Annotated in this window: 21 protein-coding genes, 1 tRNA gene and 1 pseudogene; 5 read left to right on the top strand and 18 right to left on the bottom strand. The window is 68.6% G+C overall.

The annotated features are described in order from the left end of the window. Nucleotides 1–10: 10 nt before the first annotated feature. The 9 genes from ACZ6DT_RS03965 to ACZ6DT_RS03925 all read right to left on the bottom strand — a co-directional run bounded on the left by ACZ6DT_RS03965 (nt 11) and on the right by ACZ6DT_RS03925 (nt 9979). Nucleotides 11–361 (bottom strand): rhodanese-like domain-containing protein, encoded by a 351-nt coding sequence (locus ACZ6DT_RS03965; protein ID WP_465588202.1) that lies wholly within the window; start codon nt 359–361, stop codon nt 11–13. Nucleotides 362–584: 223 nt separating this feature from the next. Then, entirely contained in the window at nt 585–2216 is a 1632-nt protein-coding gene (locus ACZ6DT_RS03960) for a solute symporter family protein (RefSeq protein WP_465588199.1), read from the bottom strand. After that, nucleotides 2213–2557: a DUF485 domain-containing protein gene (locus ACZ6DT_RS03955; RefSeq protein ID WP_465588196.1), complete on the bottom strand. Its 345-nt coding sequence runs from the start codon at nt 2555–2557 to the stop codon at nt 2213–2215. Before ACZ6DT_RS03955 ends, ACZ6DT_RS03960 begins: the two co-directional genes overlap by 4 nt. A 140-nt stretch (nt 2558–2697) precedes the next feature. Then, nucleotides 2698–4497, bottom strand: a complete 1800-nt coding sequence (locus ACZ6DT_RS03950) for a sodium/solute symporter (RefSeq protein ID WP_465588194.1) — start codon at nt 4495–4497, stop codon at nt 2698–2700. Nucleotides 4498–4713: 216 nt separating this feature from the next. Beyond that, a complete protein-coding gene (locus tag ACZ6DT_RS03945) occupies nt 4714–5232 on the bottom strand; it encodes a hypothetical protein (protein ID WP_465588190.1) in 519 nt (172 codons plus the stop codon). Continuing rightward, nucleotides 5229–6065, bottom strand: a complete 837-nt coding sequence (locus tag ACZ6DT_RS03940; RefSeq protein ID WP_465588829.1) for a LytR/AlgR family response regulator transcription factor — start codon at nt 6063–6065, stop codon at nt 5229–5231. Before ACZ6DT_RS03940 ends, ACZ6DT_RS03945 begins: the two co-directional genes overlap by 4 nt. Nucleotides 6066–6210: 145 nt before the next feature. Beyond that, nucleotides 6211–7632: a carbohydrate-binding protein gene (locus ACZ6DT_RS03935; protein ID WP_465588187.1), complete on the bottom strand. Its 1422-nt coding sequence runs from the start codon at nt 7630–7632 to the stop codon at nt 6211–6213. Nucleotides 7633–7818: 186 nt separating this feature from the next. Beyond that, the gene (locus tag ACZ6DT_RS03930; protein ID WP_465588185.1) at nt 7819–8664 is read right to left on the bottom strand and encodes a S49 family peptidase; all 846 of its coding nucleotides are present in this window, start codon (nt 8662–8664) and stop codon (nt 7819–7821) included. A gap of 19 nt (nt 8665–8683) precedes the next feature. Next, entirely contained in the window at nt 8684–9979 is a 1296-nt protein-coding gene (locus ACZ6DT_RS03925) for a histidine kinase (protein WP_465588182.1), read from the bottom strand. A 105-nt stretch (nt 9980–10084) separates the two neighbouring features. Between ACZ6DT_RS03925 and ACZ6DT_RS03920 the strand changes: the two are divergent. Further along, nucleotides 10085–11263 (top strand): annotated as a pseudogene (locus tag ACZ6DT_RS03920) (serine hydrolase domain-containing protein). Here ACZ6DT_RS03920 and ACZ6DT_RS03915 read toward each other — a convergent pair. The 3 genes from ACZ6DT_RS03915 to ACZ6DT_RS03905 all read right to left on the bottom strand — a co-directional run bounded on the left by ACZ6DT_RS03915 (nt 11264) and on the right by ACZ6DT_RS03905 (nt 14262). Beyond that, on the bottom strand, nt 11264–12127 hold the full coding sequence (locus ACZ6DT_RS03915) for an Fpg/Nei family DNA glycosylase (protein WP_465588179.1): 864 nt from the start codon (nt 12125–12127) through the stop codon (nt 11264–11266). It abuts the pseudogene before it with no gap. A gap of 32 nt (nt 12128–12159) precedes the next feature. After that, entirely contained in the window at nt 12160–12600 is a 441-nt protein-coding gene (locus ACZ6DT_RS03910) for a DUF983 domain-containing protein (protein ID WP_465588176.1), read from the bottom strand. Nucleotides 12601–12705: 105 nt separating this feature from the next. Then, nucleotides 12706–14262, bottom strand: a complete 1557-nt coding sequence (locus ACZ6DT_RS03905; protein WP_465588173.1) for a sigma-70 family RNA polymerase sigma factor — start codon at nt 14260–14262, stop codon at nt 12706–12708. Nucleotides 14263–14460: 198 nt separating this feature from the next. Between ACZ6DT_RS03905 and ACZ6DT_RS03900 the strand changes: the two genes are divergently transcribed. After that, a tRNA-Gly gene (locus tag ACZ6DT_RS03900) sits at nt 14461–14533 on the top strand. 283 nt (nt 14534–14816) lie between these two features. Here ACZ6DT_RS03900 and ACZ6DT_RS03895 read toward each other — a convergent pair. The 6 genes from ACZ6DT_RS03895 to ACZ6DT_RS03870 all read right to left on the bottom strand — a co-directional run bounded on the left by ACZ6DT_RS03895 (nt 14817) and on the right by ACZ6DT_RS03870 (nt 19309). Next, complete coding sequence (locus ACZ6DT_RS03895) at nt 14817–16559, bottom strand: ArnT family glycosyltransferase (protein ID WP_465588170.1); 1743 nt, start codon at nt 16557–16559, stop codon at nt 14817–14819. Nucleotides 16560–16591: 32 nt separating this feature from the next. Then, nucleotides 16592–16885, bottom strand: coding sequence for a YiaA/YiaB family inner membrane protein (locus ACZ6DT_RS03890; protein ID WP_465588167.1), 294 nt, complete (start codon nt 16883–16885; stop codon nt 16592–16594). A 66-nt stretch (nt 16886–16951) separates the two neighbouring features. Further along, nucleotides 16952–17353 (bottom strand): immunity 7 family protein, encoded by a 402-nt coding sequence (locus ACZ6DT_RS03885; RefSeq protein ID WP_465588165.1) that lies wholly within the window; start codon nt 17351–17353, stop codon nt 16952–16954. A gap of 38 nt (nt 17354–17391) precedes the next feature. Continuing rightward, nucleotides 17392–17931 (bottom strand): DUF2716 domain-containing protein, encoded by a 540-nt coding sequence (locus ACZ6DT_RS03880; RefSeq protein ID WP_465588162.1) that lies wholly within the window; start codon nt 17929–17931, stop codon nt 17392–17394. A 187-nt stretch (nt 17932–18118) separates the two neighbouring features. Then, nucleotides 18119–18727: a hypothetical protein gene (locus ACZ6DT_RS03875; RefSeq protein ID WP_007030508.1), complete on the bottom strand. Its 609-nt coding sequence runs from the start codon at nt 18725–18727 to the stop codon at nt 18119–18121. A 75-nt stretch (nt 18728–18802) separates the two neighbouring features. Beyond that, nucleotides 18803–19309, bottom strand: coding sequence for a hypothetical protein (locus tag ACZ6DT_RS03870; RefSeq protein WP_465588160.1), 507 nt, complete (start codon nt 19307–19309; stop codon nt 18803–18805). 196 nt (nt 19310–19505) lie between these two features. Here ACZ6DT_RS03870 and ACZ6DT_RS03865 point away from each other — a divergent pair, with 196 nt between their 5' ends. From ACZ6DT_RS03865 to ACZ6DT_RS03855, 3 genes are all read left to right on the top strand, one after another. Continuing rightward, nucleotides 19506–20681, top strand: a complete 1176-nt coding sequence (locus ACZ6DT_RS03865; RefSeq protein ID WP_465588157.1) for a hypothetical protein — start codon at nt 19506–19508, stop codon at nt 20679–20681. 143 nt (nt 20682–20824) lie between these two features. Beyond that, complete coding sequence (locus tag ACZ6DT_RS03860) at nt 20825–22165, top strand: flagellar basal body-associated FliL family protein (protein WP_465588154.1); 1341 nt, start codon at nt 20825–20827, stop codon at nt 22163–22165. Nucleotides 22166–22168: 3 nt separating this feature from the next. Next, nucleotides 22169–23539, top strand: coding sequence for a methyltransferase (locus ACZ6DT_RS03855; RefSeq protein ID WP_465588151.1), 1371 nt, complete (start codon nt 22169–22171; stop codon nt 23537–23539). Nucleotides 23540–23591 lie beyond the last annotated feature (52 nt).

The raw sequence follows: 23591 nt of genomic DNA, 5'->3' as shown, positions 1-23591 counted from the left end.
GGCTGCACGGTTACAGCACTTCGGGTTCGACGCCGGGATGCTCGCCGACCATCGGGCGCCCCTCCTGCTTCCAGGACCCCATCCCGCCGGCGACGTTCACCGCGTCCCAGCCGCTCGCGTTGAGCCACGCGGCGGCGCGGGCGGATCGGCCGCCGCTGCGGCAGATCACGTAGACCGGCTGGTCGTCGGGCAGTTCTTCGAGTTCGCCGACCCGCGCGGGCAGTTCACCCATCGGGATGTGCTTGGCGCCCGGGGCGTGCCCGGCGGCCCACTCGTCGTCCTCGCGGACGTCGAGCAGCGCGACGCCGTCCTTCGGCAGGTCACGGACGGCGGCGGTCGGGATGTCAGCAGGGCTCACCACGCTGCCATCCTCGCATCCCGTCCCGTTGCGCGCGCGTGAAGAGGCACTCAGTGCCGGACAGCGGAGCAGAGCCTGGCCTCGGATAAGCGCCCAGACGCGTGAACCCGCCCAGCCCGAAGGCCCCGCTATCGCGGTGGCAGGGCGCCCTGGCTACTTAGGTGACACGAAAGACCAGGTCGCGCCCTGCCGAAGTCGATCGCGCCGCGGGTTCACCGGCAGCCATTCAGTGCCGGACGGCCTTTTCCGCCCCGACGCCGGTGAGCGAGCGGACCTCCATCTCGGCGTACTTCTTCTGGTTGTGCTCCTTGGACAGCACGGTGCCGAGCCAGCCGAGGAAGAACGCCACGGGGATCGAGACGAGGCCCGGGTTGTCCAGCGGGAACCAGTGGAAGTCGACGCCCTGGATCATCGAGGCGCTCTTCCCGGTTTTCGCGTCGACGGGCTTACCCGAGACCGCGGGCGAGAAGACGATCAGGATGACGCACACGGTCAGCCCGCCGTAGATGCTCCACAGCGCGCCCTGGGTGTTGAACCGCTTCCAGAACAGCGAGTACAGGATGGTCGGCAGGTTCGCCGACGCCGCCACCGCGAACGCGAGCGCCACCAGGAACGCCACGTTCTGGTTCTTCGCGAGGATTCCGCCGAAGATCGCGACCGCCCCGATCACGAGCGCGGTGATCCGCGCGACGCGGACCTCGCTGTCCGGCGCGGTCTTGCCCTTCTTGATCACGTTGGCGTAGACGTCGTGCGCGAACGACGCCGACGCCGTGATCGTCAGGCCCGCGACCACCGCGAGGATCGTCGCGAACGCCACCGCCGCGATGAACCCGAGCAGCACCGGGCCACCCAGTTCGAGTGCCAGCAGCGGGGCCGCCGAGTTGGTCGTCCCCGGCGCCTTCGCGATCACGTCCGGGCCGACGAGCGCGCCCGCGCCGTAGCCGAGCACCAGCGTGAACAGGTAGAAGATGCCGATCAGCGCGATCGCCCAGACCACCGAACGGCGCGCGTCCTTCGCCGTCGGCACCGTGTAGAAGCGCATCAGGACGTGTGGCAGGCCCGCGGTGCCGAGGACGAGCGCGATGCCCAGCGACAGGAAGTCGAGCTTCGTCGTGCCGGTCTTCCCGTACTGCTTACCCGGTCCGAGCAGCGCTTCACCGGTCTGGCCACCCTTGTCGACGGCGGCCTGGAACAGGCTGGAGAGGTTGAAGCCGTACTTCCCGAGCACCCACAACGTCATCGCGAACGTGCCCGCGATGAGCAGGACGGCCTTGATGATCTGGACCCAGGTGGTGCCCTTCATCCCGCCGATCAGCACGTACAGGATCATGATCACGCCGACGACGGCGATCACCAGGTCCTGGCCGAGGTTCCCCTCGATACCGAGAAGCAGGTTCACCAGGCCGCCCGCCCCCGCCATCTGCGCGAGCAGGTAGAAGAACGAGACGGCGAGCGTGGAGACCGCCGCCGCCGCGCGGACCGGGCGCTGCTTCATCCGGAACGCCAGCACGTCGCCCATGGTGAACTTGCCGGTGTTGCGCAGCAGTTCCGCGACCAGCAGCAACGCCACCAGCCACGCGACGAGGAAACCGATCGAATAGAGGAAACCGTCGTAGCCGTTGATCGCGATCGCACCGGCGATACCCAGGAACGACGCGGCGGAAAGGTAGTCCCCCGAAATCGCGATCCCGTTCTGCGGTCCGGTGAACGCGCGCCCCGCGGCGTAGTAGTCGGACGCGGTCTTCGTATTCCGGCTCGCCCGGAAGACGATCACGAGCGTGATCGCGACGAATATCGCGAAAATGGTGATGTTGAGCGCCGGATTGCTCCCCTGTACGCCCGCTGCCAGCGTGTTCACCGTTCGGCCCCTTCGACCTCATGCCGGATCTTGTCGGCCAGCGGATCGAGTTCGCGGTTCGCGTAGCGGACGTACAACCCGGTGATCACGAAGGTGGACACGAACTGCAGGAGGCCGAAGACCAGGCCGACGTTGATGTTGCCGAAGAGCTTGGTGCTCATGAACCCGGTCGCGTAGTCGGCGAGGAGCACGTAGAGCAGATACCAGAGAAGGAACAGCCCCGAGACCGGGAAAACGAATACCCGGAGCCGTCGCCGCAACTCGACGAATTCCGGGCTCGCCTGGACCTTTTCCCAGTCGGATTCCGGATCGGACCCGAGGCCTTGATCGGTATCGCTCACGTCGGACTCCCACCTGCCGCAACCATTCGGTGATTTCGTTGTCACGGAAGATCATGCCCCTCTTGGGGCCGAAGAGGGGCAATCCATTTGAGTGAACGGTACGACTCTGCGTAGAGGTTCACGACTCGAAAGAGTGAAAGCTACTTCCGGTGACGGCCTTTACCGGTTGTTCGTGCCTTCTCTGCCTTCTCTGTCTTCTCTTCGGCCTGGCCGAATCGCGCGACCGCGCGATCACGCATGAAACCGAGCGGATCGGGCGCGTGCAGCCGCAGCATCACGCCGTGGACGTCGTCCGGCCGCCCGTATCCGGTCGCGCGGCTCACCACGTAGGTGGTCAGGAACGCCGCGGGCACGGTGATCAGCGCGGGCTGGCTCGAGAACCACGGCGCCCAGCCGCCGGTGTACTTGCTGACGATGTTGACCACCAGCGCGGTCAGCACCAGCCCGCCGCCGACGAGCATCCCGGCCAGCGCGCCGGGCCAGCTGAGCTTCCGCCACCAGACCCCGAGCAGCAGCAACGGACTGAACGTCGACGCGGCGAGCGCGAACGACATCCCGACCGAAAGCGACAGGTCCTCCGACGGCAGCAGCACCGCCAGCGCGAACGGGATCAGCGCCACGATCGCCGTCGCCACCCGGAAATCGCGGACGCGGCCGGGCAGGACGTCGGTGGACACGACCCCGGCCACACTCACCAGCAGCCCGGACGAACTCGACAGGAACGCCGCGAACGCGCCGGCCGCGGTCACCGCGCCCAGGATCTGCCCCCAGAGCCCGGGGAGGACGGCGGACGGCAACAACAGGACGGCGGCGTCGGTCTTCCCGGTCACCAGCAGTTCCGGGACGTACATCCGGGACAGCGCGCCCAGCAGTGTCGGGAACAGGTAGAACAGCCCGAGCAGCAGCAGAACGTGCACCGTCGTGCGGCGCGCGGCCTTGCCGTCGGGGTTGGTGTAGAAGCGGACCAGGACGTGCGGCAGGCCCATGGTGCCGAGGAAGGTCGCGAGGATCAGCGAATAGACCTGCAGCAGATCGGTGAAACCGCCCGAACCCGGCCGGAGCCAGTCACCGTTGGACGCGGGCGCGTCGCTGACCACCGGGACCGGTGTGCCCGCGGTGAACTTCAGCGTCGTGCCCTTCGCGACCTTGTGCCCAGCCTCCGGCGTCCACACCGCGAAACCGTTGGCGGGCGCGCCTTCCACCTGCCCGTACGCCTCGAGCACGGTCACCGAAGTGACCTTCAGTGTGACGTCGGCCTGCACCGAGACCGTGGTGTTCCCGGTGAACGTCGGCGGGGCGGGCTGTCCCAGCGGACGCGCGCTGCCCGGCCCGCCGGAACCGAGGAACACGATGCACAGGATGAACGTCGGTACCGCGATGGCGAACAGCTTCAGCCAGTACTGGAAGGCCTGGACGACGGTGATCGCGCGCATCCCGCCCGCGATCACGTTGAAGCCGACCACACAGGTCACCAGGATCGCGCCCGCCCACGCCGGCACGGGCAGGATGGTCGCCAGCGTCAGCCCGGCGCCCTGCAGCTGCGGGACCATGTAGAGGATCCCGATGAACACCACGAACGCCGTCGAGACCCGGCGCAGCATCGTCGAACCCAGCCGCATCTCGACGAAGTCCGGCAGTGTGTAGGCGCCGGACCGCCGGAGCGGCGCGGCGACGAACAGCATCAGCGCGAGATAGCCCGCGGTGAAACCGATCGGGAACCACAGCGCGTCGGCGCCGTCCTTGAGCACGATGCCGGCGACGCCCATGAACGACGCGGCGGACAGGTACTCGCCGGAGATCGCGGCGGCGTTGCGCCGGGACCGCACGGTGCGCCGCGCGACGAGGAAATCGTGCGTGCTGACGGCCGACCTCGAAGAGCGATGTCCCAGGTAGAAGGTCAGGACCGCTACCAGCACGATGCCGGCCAAGGGCAGTGTCATTTGATCGCGCGCCGACGGAAACGCGTCGACAGGGCGCAGTGATCCTGGGGAGTCGCGAAGGAGGTAAGGCGCCCTGCCGCCGCGTTTCCGTGGCCTGCGGCCGAAAGAGGGCGCGCGACGGTGAAGTCTCTCAGCGCTGACGCGCTTCGAGACCGTGTGGTCGGGTCAGCCTCACCTCTGGTCACGCCAAGGATCCTCGCATGTGCGGCTCCGCGGTCAGTTCTCGATCATGTCGACGAAGTCGCGTTCATGCCGTTCGGCGAGCCGGTTGTACCAGAGGCCGATGCCGAACAGGAACGGGAACGGCGCCACCCCGAGGATCAGCCAGGGCAACGGAATGCCCACGACGACCATCCGCCCGAAGGACGGGATCAGGTAGAACAACACCGGAAGTGAACACAGCGTGACCATCACGAGCAGCGCCAGCCAGGAAGCCGTCCGGAGCTGGATCTTCACCAGATCCCGGACCAGGAGCTTGCCCCAGCTGGTCTGTTCCTCGAGTTCGACCCTGGCCCGCAGGGTGCTGGTGGCCTGCCGCGGATCGGCGAGGATCACCCGCTGCCGCTTGGGTTTCGCGTGATGTTCGGGTTTGGCCTGCTCGTGCTTCGGGCCGGACGGCGCACCCGGCACGGGCTCGACGGCGGCACCCTCGGGCACCGCCGGTTTCCTGCTCTTGCCCAGCGTCGGGTCCGGCTCGCGAACGCCGTTGACGCGGCGGTAGTAGTCGTCGGTCACGTCGACCGGTTGGCGCCGACCAGCCTGTCCTTGAGCGCGCGCGTGTGGCGGCGGCTCACCGGCAGCACCTTTTCCTCGTTACCGATCACGACCTGATAGCCGCCTTGGCCCATGCGCAGTTCGGTGATCAGCGGCAGCGAGACCAGGAACGACCGGTGGATCCGGACGAAACCCGCTTTCTCCCAGCGTTCCTCGAGCTGCGCGAGCGGAATGCGGACCAGGTGGCTGCCGTCGTTGGTGAACAACCGGGCGTAGTCACCCTGCGCCTCGACCCAGCGGACCGAAGACCGCGGGATCAGCTTCGTGGTGCCCGCGAGCTCGACGGGAATGACCTCGTCGTCGTTCTTGATCTGCCCGGGCCCGCCTTCGGCGCCGTACTTCGGCGCGGCGTTGGCGGCGAGTTTGTCGATCACGCGGGTGATCGCGCGGTCGAGACGATCCTGCTGGTACGGCTTGAGCACGTAGTCGAGCGCGCCGAGATCGAAGGCGTTGACCGCCTCTTCGGCGTGCCCTGTCACGAACACCAGCGCCGGCGACGGACGCAGCGCGGCGAACACGCGGGACATCTCCATCCCGGACAGGCCGGGCATGTCGATGTCGGCGAACACCGCGTCCACGATCGGCAGGCCCCGCGACTTGCGGTCGGCCAGTCTCGGATCGTCCGCGGACAGCAGACGCAGCGCCTCCGAAGCGTCGATCGCCGGATAGACCAGGGCGACGTGCGGGCTGTTCCGGAGACAGTGGACGAGTTCGTCTAGCCCTTTGGGCTCATCGTCCACCGCCAGGACAATGAGCTTCCGGGTGTCATCGTGAGCACTCACAGTGAGACGCATCCTGCCCATTGCCGGGTTCCTTGTCCAGCCCGCTGCCCGAAACTCGAACGAAAAGGACGGCACCGCCCACCCCCGCGCCTGGGGTGGCCGGTGCCGTCATCTTTTCCGGTGACACGAACCGCCTCGCCGTGCCACACCTATTCCTTCACGGAGTGAAGGTGAACCAGTTGACGCTCACGAAATCGGCGGGCTGACCGCTGGTGAAGGTCAAGTAGACGTCATGTTTCCCGGTGATCCCGCTGATGTTCGCGGGAACGGTCCGCCAGCTCTGCCAGCCGCCGGTGTTCGCGACGGCGAAGCTGCCGACAGGCGGGGTGGACCGGCTGTCGAGCCGGACTTCGACGAGGCCGCTCACCCCGCTCGCGGCCCCGGACGCGACGCGCGCCTGGAACTGTCCGCCGGTCTGCGTCCCGAAGTCGATGCCCGGGTACAGCGCCCAGTCCCCGTTGCCCGCGGGGCCGATGTTCTGGCCGCCGCCGGAATCGGACGTGGCCTGTTTGGCGATCCCGGCCGCCTGGCCGTAGGACTCCGCCTGGATCGTGCTGTACGCGCTGCCACCGCCGGGACTACTAGTGGTGGTCGTGGGCGCAGTGGGTGTCGTGCCGCCGCCGCGGGTCAGGACGGTGACGTAGTCGACGAGCATCGGATGCCCCGGCACGATCCCCGGTCCCGGTGTGGTGGTGCCGGAGTTGTTGTTCGGGAAGGCGCCGCCGATAGCGACGTTCAGGAGCACGAAGTAGCCCGCGTGGTTCGTCATGTTGGCCCACGTCGTGGCGTCGACCTGATTCTGGTTGACGGAATGGAACTGCCGGCCGTCCACCAGCCAGCGGAACACGTGGGGGCTGACGCTCGTGTCCCATTCGAAGGTGTAGGTGTGGAACGCGCTCTGGCAGCTTGCGCCGGGGCAAGGGCGGCTGCCGACGAGGCCGGTGGTCTCGTCGCACGGGCCACCGGGGTTGACGCCGCAGTGCAGCACACCCCAGACGGTGTCGATGCCGTTGACGTTCTCCATGATGTCGAATTCGCCGACGGCGGGCCAATTCCAGTAGTTGCCGCGATACGGCGAGCCCAGCGCCCAGAACGCGGGCCAGTAGCCGAGGGCGGCGGCGCCGGTGACGTTCGGCATCTGGATGCGGCCCTCGATCCGCAGCGCGCCGCCCGCGGGCGGTTTGAAGTTCGTGCGCTGCGTTTCGATCCGCGCGGAGGTCCAGTTGCCCGCGCCGTCACGCAGTGGCGTGATCCGCAGGTTCCCGGAGCCGTCCTGGGCCAGGTTGGCGGGGTTCGCCGTGTAGTTCTGGATCTCGCCGGTGCCCCAGTTGCCCGGGCCGCCGGGGTAGCCGTGGCCGGTGTCGATGATCCAGTTCGCGCTCGACGGGAGCGATCCCGCGGCGCCGGTGAAGTCGTCGGTGAACACGGTGGTCCAGCCGGACGGCGGGGGCGGAACGGCGGCGGAAGCGGGAAGCGACTGAAGCGTGATCGGAACCGCGATCAAGGCCGCGCCCAGCGCCGAACCGAGTGCGATCTTCCAGCGGCTCGTTCGGCCCCGGAGGGGAGAAGTAACGGACATCGGACCTCCTCGTCACCACGGTCGAGGGTTTGTTGCCGTTCACAACAAAGCGGTATGTCCGATATGAGACCTGGTCTGAACCACTTACGCCTACCACTGTTCGGGTGAATCCAGTGCGGCCCCGAATGCAAGGAACGGTCCGTTCCTCGCAAATTTCGCAAGGAACGGACCGTTCATCTCACGAGGTCAGAGGCCGAAGCGGCTCCAGGCGGCCTTGGACTGAACGGCGTCCAGCAGCGCGCTAGCCGCGGCGGGGGCGCCGATGCCGAGCCGCGCCAGCAACGGCTTCTTCGGTTCGGCGATCGCGATCTCGGCGTCCGGGTACCGCTCGGTGATCACCTGGCGAAGGCTGCCGACGCCGTCGATGAGACCGAGTTCGACCGCGCGGGCGCCCAGCCAGACATCCCCGGTGAACAGGTTTTCGGAGCCGGACAGCCGGTCACCACGGCGTTCGGTGACCCAGTCGACGAACAGTTCGTGGAGCTGGCCGTGCATCTTCTTCAGCCACTCGACGTCTTCCGGTTTCTCCGGGCTGAACGGGTCGAGCCGGGACTTGTTCGCACCCGCGGTGTGCAGCCGCCGCTCGATGCCGAACCGTTCCAGCAGGCCGGTGAACCCGAACCCGCCGCTGATCACGCCGATGGATCCGACCATCGACGTCCGGTGCGCGTAGATCTCGTCGGCCGCACAAGCCAGCCAGTACCCGCCGGACGCGGCGACGTCCTCGGCGAAGGCCAGTACCGGCACGTTCTTCTCGTCGGCGAGCTGACGGATCCGCTCGGCGACCAGGCCCGACTGCGTCGGCGCGCCACCCGGCGAGTTGATCTGCAACGCGACGGCCTTCAACCGGTCGTGCCCGAACGCGCGCGTCAGCGCCGATTCGATGGCGGCGAGGTTGATCGCGCCCCTGGCCAGCGGCGACGGGGTCGGCGTGATCACCCCGTGCAGCTTCACCACGGCGACGATGTCCTTGCGTTCACCCCGATCGCCGATCATGGGGAGACGGGAGGTCAGCTTGTCCGCAACGCTCATACTTCCAGGTTACCGACGTTCACGACGGCAGCACGCCGCTGCGCGAACCGCTCACCCCGCTGGACTCGTTCGGGCCGCCCTGGGGCGGGACGGTGGCGCTGTCGACGGAGAAGTCCGGCAGATTCGGCCGCACACCGGGCATGAACTTCGGCACCCGCAGGGTCACCTTCATGCCGGCGCCGGGCGCCGTCTCGACCATGAGCGCGTAATCGCGGCCGAACACCTGCTGCATCCGCTGGTTGATGTTGCCGAGGCCGACGTGCGCGCCCGTGCGGTGCTGGCTGCGGAGATCCGCGAGCTTGGCGGGCTCCATGCCGATGCCGTCGTCCTCGACACTGATCAGCGCCTCGGCGCCGTAGTCCTCGGCGATCACCGTCACGCATCCGCCGGACGGCTTCGACGCGAGGCCGTGTTTGACGGCGTTTTCCACCAGTGGCTGGATGATCAGGAACGGGACGACCACCGAAAGCACCTCGGGCGCGATCTTCATCCGCACTTCGAGCCGTCCGCCGAACCGGGCGTTCTCGATGGTCAGGTACCGGTCGATGTTCCGCAGCTCCTCGGCGAGCGAAGTGAACATCCCCGACGTCCGGAACGAGTAGCGCGTGAAGTCCGCGAAGTCCTGAAGCAGCTCTCGCGCTTCCTCCGGGTCCGTCCGGATCAGCGACGAGATGGTGTTGAGCGCGTTGTAGACGAAGTGCGGCGAGATCTGCGCGCGCAGTGCCTTGATCTCCGCCTGCTGGAGCTGGTTCTTCGATTCGTCCAGGCGGGCCAGCTCGAACTGGGTGCAGACGAATTGCGCGACCGCGTCGGCCATCTGCACCAGCCGCCCGCGGGTGCGCCCGACGACCAGCAGCGCGGCCTCGGTCTCGCCCTCGACGATCAGCGGCACGATCACCGCGGTCCGCATCCGGCAGGTGCCGCGGTGGTTGCACGGCATCTTGTCGTGCGCGACGACCTCGCGGCGGTGCTTGCGGATCGCGTTGCCGATGGCATCGACGAGGTCGACGTAATGGTCGTTGGCCTCGCCGTCCCAGGACAGCAGCGTGCCTTCGCTGTCGGTGATGCCGACGGCGACACAGTCGAGCATCTCCAGCAGCTGGCTGGTGATCTTGTCGGCGACCTGCTCGTCGAGCCCCTCACGGAGGTCCGGTGTCGCCTTCGACATCCGGTGGACGGCCTGCAGTACCGCGTTCTCCACGATGCTCGCGGGACGCCGCAGCTTGATCAGCAGGACGATGACGAGGATCGCGAGCAGCAGCGCCACCCCCCAAGGGATGATCTGCGCGATCTCGAGCCCGGACACGGCGTCCATGCTCTGCGCTCGACCAACCGGGTGCAAGGTCTGCTCCCCACTTTCCGTTGAGTTGTGACAACCGAGGGTGGGGCCGACCCTACCCAAGACCCGGGCGCGGTCCCCATGGTCACTCCCCGTCGCGCGGGAAAGACTGTCCGCAGGCAATCGCTTCCGGGGAGGAACACCATGCGCGGATGGGGGAAGGTCGCGGCGGGGGTGCTGGCGGGGGTCCTGCTGGCGAGCGGGACGGCGGCCGCGGCCGGGGATCCGGTGCGCGCGGCCGTCGGCGACCTGGTCGGCGAAGGGGGATTCCCGGGCGCGGTCGCCCAGATCCGGAACGGTGAGGCGGTCTCGCGTTTCGGCGCCGGGTACGCGAACCCGGTCACGGGCGAAGCCGCGAAGCCGCACCACCGGTTCCGGATCGCCAGCAACACCAAGTCTTTCGTCGCCACGGTGGTGCTGCAACTGGCGGGCGAAGGCGCGCTCTCACTCGACGATCCGGTGGAGCGACGACTGCCCGGTGTCGTACGCGGACCGGGCTAAGAACCCGAAAAGCTCACCTTGCGCATGCTGCTGAACCACACCAGCGGCGTGCACGATCCGCCCGATCCGCACTTCTTCGACCCGTACCTCGTACAGGGGAACCGCGCGCACATCATCACGCCGTCGGAGGTGATCCGGCGCTCGCTCGTCGATCGGCCCCTGTTCGCGCCGGGCGCGGACGTGAAGTACTCGAACACCGGATATCTGTTGCTGGGCAAGGTGATCGAGAAGGTCACCCGCAACGACGTCCGCGAGGAGATCCAACGGCGGATCCTCGATCCGCTCGGGCTCGGACAGACGTATTTCCCGCTGCGGTCACCGTTCCTGCGCGGTCCGCATCTGCACGGGTACGACATGCGCGGTGAGGACATGACCGTGTTCAGCCCTTCGTACGACTGGACCGCGGGCGCGATGGTCTCGACCGTCGACGACCTCGCGACGTTCCACCGCGCGTTGCCGGCAGGACGATTGCTGGCACCCGCGCAACAGGCCGAACTCAAGCGGCTCGTGCCGTACAGCGAGTTCGGCTCGTACGGGGCCGGTGTCGAGACACTCAACCTGCCGTGCGACGGGGGCACGAAGACGGTTTGGGGCAACACCGGTGCCGGGCCGGGGTTCCACAGCGTCTCGATGAGCACCGCGGACGGCTCGAAACAGATCGTGCTGGCGCTCAACGTGTACGACCTCGCCGCCGAACCGCACGGCGGGCAGCGGGTGCCGAAGCCGCCCATACTCGCGGTGATGGCCGCCCTCTGCTGACTACTTGAGCAGTCGCGACATCCGCCGGTCCGCGAGGGGCTTCCCGCCGGTCTGACAGGTGGGGCAGTACTGGAACGACTTGTCCGCGAACGAGATCTCGCGGATCGTGTCGCCGCAGACCGGACACGGCAGCCCGGTCCGAGCGTGCACTCGCAGCCCGGACCGCTTCTCCCCCTTGAGCCGGGCCGCGGACTGGCCGACCGAACGCGTCACCGCACTGGTCAGCACTTCGCGAATGGCCTCCGAGAGCCCGTCGAGCGCTCCTTCGGACAGCTTTCCGGTTGTCGCGTAAGGCGAAAGCCTCGCCATGTGCATGATCTCGTCGGAGTAGGCGTTGCCGATCCCGGCGATCAGCGACTGATCGGTCAGCGCCGTCTTCAGCCGTTCGGTACGCCCGGCGAACAACTTCTCGAGCCCCGTGCGGTCCAGCGAAAGCGCGTCCGGCCCGAGCCGCGCGATACTGGCGACCTCCTTTTCCGGGTCACGCACGATCCAGACCGCCAGCCCCTTCTTCGTCCCGGCCTCGGTGAGATCGAAACCCGGCCCGTCGGCCGCGTCGAGGTGGACGCGCAGCGAGATCGGCCCCTTGCCGGGTTTGAGCGGCGTCGGCGACAACGCGTCGGACCAGCGCAGCCAGCCCGCTCTCGCCAAGTGGACGACCAGATGGAGATCACCGGCGACGAGATCCAGATGCTTGCCGAAGCGGCCGGCCCCGGTGACCTCCCGGCCGTGCAGCTCCGTCCACGGCGGTGTCGCCGTCTTCAGCACACTGAGGGACGACACGTCGACACGGAAGACCGTCTTGCCCACCGCGTGTTCACGCAGGTGGTGAGCGAGCGCTTCGACCTCGGGTAACTCGGGCATGGCCCCAGTCTCGCGCGTTCAGGCCGCCGCGACTACTCCACCGGGTGCAGCGGGCCGTCGAAATCCGGTAGCGAGTGCTTCTGGATCGTCTTGCTGATCTTCGAAACCTCGCCGCGCACGGTGAACATGCCGCGGATGGTGCCCACCCAGCGCTCGGACGGCCTGTCGCCCGCCAGATCGCCCTCGGTCTCGGCGACCACGGTCCACGGGCGGCGCAGGATCCACCGCAGCGGGAAGAACAACGCGATCAGCAAGAGCGCCAGCGGCACCCAGGACGGGATTCTCACGTCGGCGGGCGTCCACATGATGAGCACGATCGCGAGCAGCGCCGTCACGACGACCATCGCGATACCCGGGCCGTAACTGCCGGCCACATCGTGCTCGAAATCGTCCGCTGTCGCGGGAGCACGCCATTCCATCTGGGCTCGGACCACCCAGTCACGGCCGTCCTCGCCGTGCACCAGCCGGTTCATTCAGTCGCCTCCCGCGCGGCCGCTCGCTCGTCGTGAGCGAACTCCACCGTACCGTGACGGCGGCCGGATTCGCGAGAGTTCGAAGGCGATATCCCCGCTCGGGCGTTATGGGCAGGTCCGGTGGTCGATGCCCGGTTCCGGATAGTGGGAAGTCGGCTTCACCGGGTCCGGCTCGTCTTCCGACGGCGGCTCGGTCGCGCCCTCGGGTGTGCCGGTCGTCGGCGAAGAGGACCCGTCCGGGTCGGTCGTCGACTCCGGCGTGTTCGGCTCCGATGGCTCCGGCGGCTCGGTCAAGTCCCGCGGCGTCGTCGTGGGTGGGCTCAGCGACTCCTCGGGGGGATTGAGCGATTCACCCGGCGGGACGTCGTCCCGCTTCGAAGTGGTCTGGTTCGAGCCGGTTTCCGGCACCTCGTTCCGCGGCACGGTCTCCTCCTGCGGCGGCGTCTGCCCGGCCGGAGGCCGAACGACTTCACCGCCGCTGAGCTCCTTCCGCGACGTGCCCACCCCGGGCAGGCTCGGCAGGTCGGCCACACCGAGTTCGGCGTTCTGGCCGTGCGGGCTCAACCCGGTCTTGACCGGCTGGGCGCCCTTGCCGTGCATCTGGTCCTCGGCGATGCGCTGCGGCGGAAGCTCCACCGGCTCACCCTGCGCGGGCGGCGCGACCTGTGCGGGCAGCAACGCCAGCTCGGGCAAGCCACCTCCGGGCAGACCCAGGGTGTGCGTCACGTCCGTGCCGAACACGGCCGGACCGGCGACGATCCCCACCGCGCCCGCGGCGGCCGTCGACGCCACCGCCAGGCCGACCTTCACCTTCGACCCGAGCAGCAGCCCCTTGACCGACGCGGCCAGCCCGGACAACGCCCCGCTCGCGTGGGCCCCCGCGGCCGCCGGCACCAGCAGGGCCACCACCCCGGCGTGCGCCCGCAGCGACGAACAGACGTCACGCAGCTCGTCGTGCGTCGCCCGGCAGGACTGGCACGCGATCAAGTGGGTCTTGATCCGGCGGGCCTCGGCCCCGGTGACGCTGCCCGCGGTGAACCCGCCCAGCTTCTCCACCACCGACCGGCACGAATCCGGCCCGCGGCTCACCGACAGATGCGCCTGCAGGTACGCCGCCCGCAACCCTTGCCGTGCCCGCCTGGCCAACGCCGCCGTCGCGTTCGCGCTCAAGCCGAAATGCGGCGCGACCATCGCGGGCTGCTCGCCTTCGACCTCGGTCTGCCACAGCACCGAACGCCACCGCTCGGGCAAACTCGTGAAAGCGGTCGTGATCAGCGAATGCTCGGCCGTACGGGCGTTCGTGTCCGCCCCCGCCCCGGCCCGGAAACTCAGCTCGTCGTCGCTCACCGGCACGTCACGGCGCGCGCCGTGCCACTCCCACGAAACCCGGCGGGCCACCGTCAGCAGATAGGCCCGCACGTAATCCCGCGGCCCGGCACCCCGGCGCAACGCCTGAAGCACCCGGAAGAAGGTCTCGGCCGTGATGTCCTCCGCCTCCGACCGATCGGAGGCCAGACTGCGGGCCAGCCGCCGCACCGCGGCGGCATGAAGTTCGAAAAGCTCCCCGAAGGCGGCGTCCTCCCCATCACGGAGACGCTGGAGCAATGCCTGCTCGTCGGATCCCGAGGCCGCCTGAAGCGGCACCGTGCCCTGCTCGGTCATCCGGCCAGGCACCTCCTCCCCGAAGGACTCACCATTCGGTCGAATGGGGACACCATACGGAGGTATGCAGCCGTCGTCACCCCTTGTACGCCAGGTGTGACACCCAAGTACCCCCAGGGGTGGGTCAAACCGCTACTGACGGTCGGTGTATGGTGTGTCCACACTGCTTCAAACGAGTGTTGAAGCGTTGAGTGACATGCGGATGTAGCGCAGCTGGTAGCGCATCACCTTGCCAAGGTGAGGGTCGCGGGTTCGAATCCCGTCATCCGCTCGCATGTGAGCGTGGTGTGTCCAGGGAATGCCTGGACCAGGGCCTGCTCGCCATAACTCCCGGGGGCCGAGCCCTCCGGCCCCCCACGATTCGTTCACCTCGCCTTCTCTGGCGGGTATGGGGTACGTCGAACTTCTTCGGCCTTTCTTTCGCCCTTGCCGGGCGGTCTTGGCGGTTACTAAGTGCTACAGGTTCGGTGAGCGGAGTCACACGACCGTAGTAATTCGGCTTTGTGCATAAGTGGGGCCTACGCGCACCGGTGAAAACCAGTGCGCCCTCGGGCTCAGGAAGGCACGCAGGTGGGCTGCGGGCGCTTCCACAAGGTCACCAGCCGACCGTTCGGTAAGGGATGCGTCGTGACCGGCGTGAAGCCCGCCGCGGTCGCGGCGGACACCATGCCGGACGGATCCACCGCCGGCTCGAACTCGTTGATCGTCCCCGTCGCGGTCAACAACAGGCACGTCTTGGTCGCGTCACCGCTGTTGGTGTTCCGGTACGAAGTCAGCCAAGCCCGGTAATCCGGCTCGGTGTTCCCGTTTTCCGTCGGACTGACTTGCGGCAACGCCACCCCGTAGCCGAACCTCCGCAACATCTCCAGCTGCACGGTGTTGATGTTGAAGAGCCGGTCACGGAAACCGAACGCGGTCGCACCGCCCAACGCGTTGTGCTGCTTCACCTGATCGGCGGCCCACTCCGAAGCGGCCCGCCACTCCCGCACGGTCTCCACACTGATCGGCTCGGTGATCTGGCCATTTGGATCGACGTACACCTGCGGGGACCCGCGTCCGTCGGTGATCTTCGACGAACCCAGTACCGGCAGATCGACCTGCCAGGCATGAGCGGTCGGCAGCCGCAGATCCACCATCGGCACCGCGGCCAGCAGACCGACCGCCGCGACCACGAACGGCAAGGCCTGCCGCAGCGAGCGATGCGCGCGGTAGAGCCCCCACAGCGCCAGGATCGCCATCGACGGGATCAACGGAAGGAAAAAGGCCGTCCCCATGTTCCTCGACGTCAGCACCACCAACCCGCCGGCCGCGACGAGCAAGGCCGACGGGAACAGCGGCGACGCCACCATCGAGCGGAGGGTTTCCTTCACCGGACCGGTCCGGATGTTCGAAACCACCACGAAGATCGCCGCGACCAGCCCCACGCACAACAACAGCGCGTGCGGCAGCCCGTGGTCGAAGATCAGCTGCCGGAGCCGCTCGACCCAGGCGCCAGGGTTGACCACGCCCGCTTCCGAGCCGAACTCCACCGACTGCTTCCCATAGCCGAAACCCGTGAGGTATTCGAAGACCCGGACGCCGTTGGGCAGCAGCCAGATCGCCGCGACGCCGGCACCCACGACCGCCGCGACGGCGATCCACTTCAGCCGCTTCCGCCGGTCGTCGGAGGTCACGGTCTGGATCAGCGCGGCCAGCACCAGCCCTGGCACGAACGCGATCGCCATCGTCCGCGACAGCGGCATCAATCCGACGAAGACGCCGAAGAGCACGGCGAACTTCGGCTTCGACAGCCCCTCGGAGCGGACCAGGAAATAGACCGCGGCCATCGTCATGACGGCCGCGGGGAGCGCGAAGTGATAGGCGCGAGCCTCGTAGATCACCCCAGGGGCGGTGGCGATCAACGCCGTGGCGATCCAGGCGAAGGGGCGGCCCGCCACCCGGTTGGCCACGGCGTGCGTGAGCAGGATGAGCGCCACGCCTGCCACCAGTGGGACGAGGAACGCGGCGACCGTGCCCGTCCCGGTCGCGAAGAAGTGCAGCGAAGTCAGGGCGGGCAACAATGGTGCCTGGATCCCCGGCGCCTCGACGGCCTGGACCCAGCCGGTGAGACCGTCACGGAGCGCGGCGCCGTGGTTGTTCAAGGCCAGGACGAAGTAGCCGGCCTCATCGATGTCGAACACCTGGCCATCGCGGTAGAGCACGACCCACCGGAGGTTGACCGCCAGCCACCCGACGGCTACCGCGAACAGGACCCACGTGTTCACCTGTACCCGGCGAATCCCCCTGGTCAAAAGCATGGTCGAGAATTTAGCCGCGCGGCCGGGACCGGCTAGAGCGCGGGCGTTTTGAAGGGGTCGTGCTCGGCGAGGAGCTTGTCGACGCGGGCCTGGTCGACTCTGCTGACGACGGTGTTCTCGTCCTGCCGGTCACGGACGCACTTGGCGAGGGTGAACGCCGAAGTCGTCAAGAACAGCATGCCGAGTGCGAGGAAGCCGCGGACCCAGCCGTCGACCGGCAGGTACCAGATGCCGACGACGACCGCGAGCAGCGCCAGGCCGAACGAGAGGGCGGCCTGGACGAAGAACGCGACGGTGGTGGGAGGCGCTGCGGAGGTTTTCGTCATGCGTACCAAGGTCGCGCCGATGGCACCTCGATGTCTTGAGTACGGCTACTCAAGAAGGATCGCGATTCAGATCTCGTAGCCGTCCAGCACGGTCGGCGCGACCGGGGACAGGTGCTCGTCGCCGCGTTCGGTGACCAGGCCGCGGGCCATCCGGTACACCTTGAATTCGTTGTCGTGCTCGGGATCCTGGTCGTCCCAGACGTGCAGGAGACCGTAGGAGCCGGGGGCGAGGTCGCCGACGCGGGTGAACAGCTCCACCAGCTCGGGCGCGATCGCCGTGCCGTGTTTGTCCATACCGCCCAGGTGCAGCACCGGCACCCCGGCGGCCCAGCGCAGGTCGAGCAGATCGGCGTCGCCGAAGTCGCGGACGGCGCGGTGCACCCGATCGACGATGCGCTCGATCAGCGCCGCGTCGTCATCACCGGAAGGGCTCGCTTGGATGGTCACCCACCCGTGGTATTCGAACACCCGCCTGAGTTTAGGCAGGTCCGCCCGCCGGACGGTGGTCAGCCCGCCATCGCGGCCGGTGTCCCGTCGCGCCGGAGCACGTTCTTGAAGACGCGTTCGCCGTGCTTTTCGAAGGCGGGCACGAACTTTTCACCGTAAGCGCACAACGTCCGTTCCCACGGGTGCCCGAGCGTGCCGAAGCGGAAGTCGTGCGCCAGGAAGAGGTGGTAGTCCATCCGCGGGAACACCGGGACCGGCCACGGGTCGAGCGCGGCGTGCCGGTGCGGGTAGAAGCGGTACGACTGGTGCTGCCAGTGCAGCACCCATACCCACTCGTCCTCGGCGACGCAGTCTTTCAGCGCCGCGAGGGCGACACGGGCGACGTCGTTCTGCTCGACGGCGTACGGGCCCAGCCGGAATTCGGCCGACGAGCGGTCGAGTCCGCCGGGCGCGAGATCCCACGCGACGGACGGAGCGGGTTCACGGAAACCGGGCCAGGCATGCGCGTAGGTGCTCGGCCAGAACGCGAGCTTGTCGTAGACCCAGTACCAGGCGGGCTCATCTGCGACCCTGGAGATGGCTTCCCAAGCGTTGTTCACGAGCGACCCTCGGTGGTTCGGCCGATTAAGACTGGGAAAGCTTCGTGTTCGGGGCCCGAGTTGTCCAGCGGGTGGGCATACTCCGCGAAACTGTCACCTGATCAGGTGTCTTGCGCCGCCGCCGGAACCGTGAGAATGACGGTACGTGAACGGCGGGCCCGCGGAAGGCGGGCCCGCCGTCGTTCGCTCACGCGGCCGCCTCCCAAAGGCTCATGAAGGCCGAGGCCTCACTCCGTACCCACGGCCGCACCTTGTCGCGATCGCGCGGCGACAGCGCGAACTCCTTCGATCGCCGGACGTCGACCACGAGCGGCCGCCCGCCTGGGCGCAGCTCGTCCATGGTCTGTTCGAGCAGCCACAGCACCATCTGCGCCGCGTCCCGGCTCAACGGCTCCTCCTTGAAGTAGAGCCAGGTGACGTAGACGGGGCCATCGCCCTTGCGCAGGCCGAGATGCGGGTTGATGCCCACCTCGAGCGACCCGAGCCGCCATCGTGACCGGCCGACCTCGGCCAGCCGCAGGTCACGCCGCCCGACGTAGCGCAGCCAGCCGTTGGCGATCTCGGTGTAATGCGGCCGCGTGCGCTCGTCCGCGTTCTCGACCAGCGCCCGCAGTACCTCGCGATCCCGCCCGGAGATCCGTCCGGCACGGATCGCGTTCGCGGCGCGGAGGTAGAAGTTGAACCCGCCCCGGGCCGGGTCCTCGTACTGACGGCGCCAGCGCCGGACGAACGAGGAACGCGAAGGACCCGAGCTCGTGCTGTACCCCACGAACGTGGGCAGGGTGATGTAGGCCATCCGTGTCCGCCTTTCGCCGCTGTTCCTGCTGTACAACGCCCATTTTAGAACACATGTACGACAGAAACCGGGGCTTTACGGGTGACGTGGAGAAGGAGGCCAAGGACCTTCGAGCAGCTCGGCCGATTCCTCGAGGATCGGCACCTCGCAGACGTCCCTCGGGGTGAGGTCGGTGGGGATCCAGTTCTCGAGCATCGCCGACCAGCGCGTGATCCCCCGCAGCGACGGCGGGGACCCGAGCAGCTCGCCGACCTCGCTGATCAGCGCGCCGCCGGCCGCGGGCGAAAGGCGGCCGTCGACCATCGCGGTCAGCCAGCCGTGGATCAGTGACCAGCGGGCGGCCGTCGGATCGGCGGGCAGTTCGAGTCCCAATTCGTCGACGACCTGGCCGAACGCTTCGTCGACGGCGGCTTCGGCGGAGCACTCCAGCCCGGCGAGCAAGGCGAGGGACGGCGTGTCGAGTCCGGCGACGATCGCGTCCAGACCGGCCTCGACCAGGTGGGACGTACGGACGTCACGGCCGGCGAGCCTGCCGATGGCCAGCTCGCGCAGCACGCCGCGACAGGCGTCGATTTCCGTCATCCGATACTTCCCACATCAATCACCGTACCGGCGGGACCGGCCATCCGCGCCTGACCAGCCGAAAGAGGGACGAGGGGCGCACAAGATCAGAGCTGGACCAGGCCATGAGTGGCCGCAAGAATGAAGAAAGACCACATCAACCACCCATAAGGGTGCATGCAACACTGGCTGCCCACACCCGGCGGCAGGGGGCTGAATGAGCTGGCAAGACGAGCTTCGACTGCTGGACGTCGAGCTGGCCGCGGGACGCATCGGGCACGCCGAACACCGCCGGAAGCGCGACGAACTCCTGGCGGAGGCCTCCGGCGGGACGATGCCGTCACCGGTTCCCTCGCCGTTGCGGCGCCCGGGCGGGACGTGGCACAGCGCCAATCCCGCCGCGCGGCCGGGCGAACTGCCCACCGCCACGGTCCAGCAGCCCGAGCCGTACCGACAGCCTCAGCAGGTTTACGCGCCACCACCGCCGGAGCAGCGCACCCAGCCCTTCGAAACCGAGAAGCCCAAGCCGCGCGAAGAGAAGAAGGCAGGCATCCCGCGGATCGCGGACCACAAGACCACCGCGCCCTCGCCCGCCGACATCAATCCGACGGTCTACCTGCGTGCCACCCCGCCGCCTCCCAGGAACCCGCAGCCGGCCCGCGAGCCGCACCGGCCGCTTCCCCCACTGGCGCCCGAGCCCGGCGCGCGGCGTCAAGCGCCGACCGAGGACTACGCGGTGGTCGGCAAACGCAAACCGACCTGGCTGTTCATCGGCGCCGGCGTGCTGGTGGTGCTGGCGCTGATCATCGGCGGCACACTGTGGCTGGGCTCGTCCCGGTCCTCGAACGTCGCCGAGCAGCCGCCCACGCCGAGCGTCGCCCAGCCGCCGGACGGCCTCGCTCCGTCGGGTCAGCCCGACAGCACCCAGACGCCGTTGGAGGACCGGCTCCCCGCACTGCCGGGGACACCGTCGAAGGACAACTCGACGATGTCGGTCGCGAAGGGCGTCGAGCTCAGCCTTTACTCGAAGGCCGCGGGTGACTACCTCGCTTCGAAGAACGTCGCTTCCGTCACCTACAAGGGTTCGAGCGAGGGTACGAACAGTTACCTCGTCCTGGTGATCCCGGCGAACGACGCGAAGGACGCGGCCGCCATCGTGAAGTACTTCCGGGAGAACTCGATCGACGCGGGGCTGCGAGAGCAGCGTGTCGGCGATCGGCTCGCCCTCGTGGGCGCGAACCAGAACGGTCAGCTCAGCGGCATCGGTTACGTCTCCGGGACGATGGCCGTGACGACCTGGGTCTCGCAGCCGCTCGGTGGCGACCCGCGGGCGCTCGACACCCGTCTGGAGCAGACGCTGACCTCGTTGGACACCGTTCTCCCGGTGGGCTGAGAAGCGCAGGTCGCGGGGAGATCACGATTCGACCCGCGGGGGCGCGGCCGGGCCGGGCAGTGCAGAATGTGCGAGGTCACCGCAATGGTGGTATCGCGACGGCCGGGAGCGTTCCTCCCGGCGGGAATCGGATAAGGGGGCCGGTGGTGTCCTGGCAGGAAGAGCTGCGCAATCTGGACGAAGAGCTCGCATCTGGGCGGCTCTCCGCCGACGATTACCGGCTCCGCCGTGACCAGGTGCTGTCCTCGGCGGTCGCGTACGGCGACCCCGCGCAGCAGCAGGTCCAGCAGCCCGGCCAACAGCCGCAGCAGCCGTTCCAGCAGCAGCCGCCGCCGCCCGCTCCGCCGCAGCAGCAGGCGCCGCCGCAGCAGACCGCTCAGCCCAGCGCCGACTCGACGCAGATCATCGCGCCGGTGAACCCGCCGCAGCAGAACGGCGGCGAGGGCGAACGCACCCAGGTCGTCCCGAACTGGCAGCACCAGCAGACCGATCCGAACCGCACCCAGGTGGTGCCGCCGGTGGCGTCGCCGCCGGGTGGCTTCCCGCAGCAGGGCCAGGGGTCCCCGGCCGGTGGCTTCCCCCAGCAGGGTCACGCCTCGCCCGCGGGCGGCTTCCCGCAGCAGCAACAGCAACACGGTTACCAGCAGCAACAGCCGCAGCAGCAGGGCTGGACCGACAGCGACGCCAGCCCGCCGTGGGGTGGTTCGGACTTCCCGCCGATCTCGCCGGTCGGCAGCACGGAGTGGGTCAAGCAGGGTCCGGAGCTGTTCGAAGACAAGCCCAAGGGCAAGGGCGGAAAGATCGCCGTCATCGCGATCGTCGCCCTCCTGGTCCTCGCCGGTCTGGGTGTCGGCGGCTACTTCGCCTTCTCCGGTGGCGGTGACACCCCGCCGGACCCGACGGCCGCGCCGCAGCCGTCCCAGCAGCAACCCGCCCCGCCGTCGTCGAGCAAGCCGAAGACGCCCGAAGAGCTGCTGTTCGAGAAGATCCCGGAGCAATCCGGCGAGGAGGACTCGAAGAGCGGCGCGATCCCCGTGGCGCAGCTCGCCGAGATCACCGGCATGGAGAAGGCCGAGGCGGATCTGGTCATCGCCGCCGGCGTCAAGCAGGTCGCGTACCGGGGCTCGCAGAAGCAGCCGGACGAAACCGGGCCGCAGCCGGCGAAGATCTCGATCACGGTCATCCCGCTGACCAGCCCCGGTGCCGCCGGTGACCTGGTCAAGCAGCTGCGCCAGTACCAGACGGGCAACGGGTTCGTGCAGATCACCGAGCCGCTGCCGGGGATGCCGCCGAAGCTGAACTTCCAGAAGAAGATCGACGGCGACAACGGCTCCTACCGCGGCACCTGGATCAGCGGCAACAACATCGTCCGGGTCGACATCCTGCAGAACCCGCTCGGCGGGGAAGAAGGCGAGAAGGCGTTGAGCGGCACGTACCAGCGTGCGGTGAAGAAGACGCTGGAAAACTACGCCGTCACCAGCTGAGTAATGACCGCCGAGACGGCACGGCTGCTCACGACCCTGCTTTCCCTGGCCGAGGACACCGGTTCGCTGTCCGACGAGCTGCATTTCGCCGGCCGGGACGCCGCCGAGCGTGTTCCGCTCGACCACGGTGCCGCGAACGTCCTCCGGGCGCTCGTGGTGCCGAAGGCGGCGAGGGTGCTGGAGGTCGGGGCCGGTTTCGGTGGTCTGACGCGGTATCTGGGCGAGGTCTCGGAGACGGTGCACGCCGTCGAGGCCGACCCGGTCCGCGCCGCCGCGGTGCGGTTCCGCACCCGTGACCTCGCCACCGTGACGGTGCACGACGGGCCGCCCGCCGAAGGCTACGACCTCGTCGTCGTCCAGCAGCCGTACGCGACGCGAAGCCTGCTGGACTCGGTTCGCGAACGGCTGTCGCCGATGGGCGCCGTCGTGGTGCTGACGGCTTCGCGTGGCGTCGCCAAGACGCTGGCGGCGGCAGGCCTCGAAGTCCAGCGTGAGCTGCTCTGCTCCCCCGGTCACGAAGTCGCCCGCGCGGTGCGCGGCACGCGGATCGACACCGAGCTGCCCCGGCTGTCCGCGGCCATCGCCGGCGGCCCCGCCAACGGACTCGCCCTGCTCTGCGGTCCCGGTGCCGCCGCGCTCTGGCCCCCGTACCGGCTCGCGACCTACTTCAACACCGCCGAGCGCGCCGCGTTCGCCTGCACGCGCGCCGACGTCGTGCGCACCGGGGAGGGCGCCGAGGTCCGCCGCACACCGCTGGTTCCGTCGCCGCCGGTGGCCGGGATCTCGGTCGGACCGTGCGCGGACAAGGTGTACGACGCCCCGACGATGGTCGAAGTCCTGCTCGACGAGCCGGAACGGGTCGCGGAGCTGCTCGCCGGATGGCGGGATCTCGTCCGCGCGGAGGCCGCGCGCGGGGTCGAGGCGCTGTGGGATCTGGTGCCGCACAACGTCCTCGTCGACGGCGCGACGCTGCGCCCGATCGACCTCGAATGGCGGAACGCGCACGCCGGCGTCGCCGAGGTGATCGAACGCGGAGTGCTCGTACTGGCCGACAAACTCGCCGACACGGGCTGGTCCGCGGCGGCGGAGGGCGGGTCGATGCGCGACCTGGCGGGCTGGCTCGGTGTGCTGATCGGGCTCGATCCCTCCTTTGTGGACAGTGCGATGGCGCGTGAGGTCGCCTTCTCGACGATCGGCTCGTGCGGCACGGCGCACGGCACGGACGAAGTACGCGCGGCGATCGACGGGATTTGGCGAACGCGCCTCCAACGGAGGCCCGCGGCTCCCAAGCCGACCACAACGCGCGCCACCGGCCGAAGGCCTCGCCATCCCGATGGCAGGGCGCCAACCGGCGACGAGCGAGTGGACCTGTGATGCCCGCCCTGGCAGCGGGATCGCCGAATGCGCGCCGGGCCGCGGATGCCCC

It is taken from the genome of Amycolatopsis sp. NPDC041971, from assembly GCF_055588925.1.
This window is presented reverse-complemented; position numbering and strand designations above follow the sequence as displayed.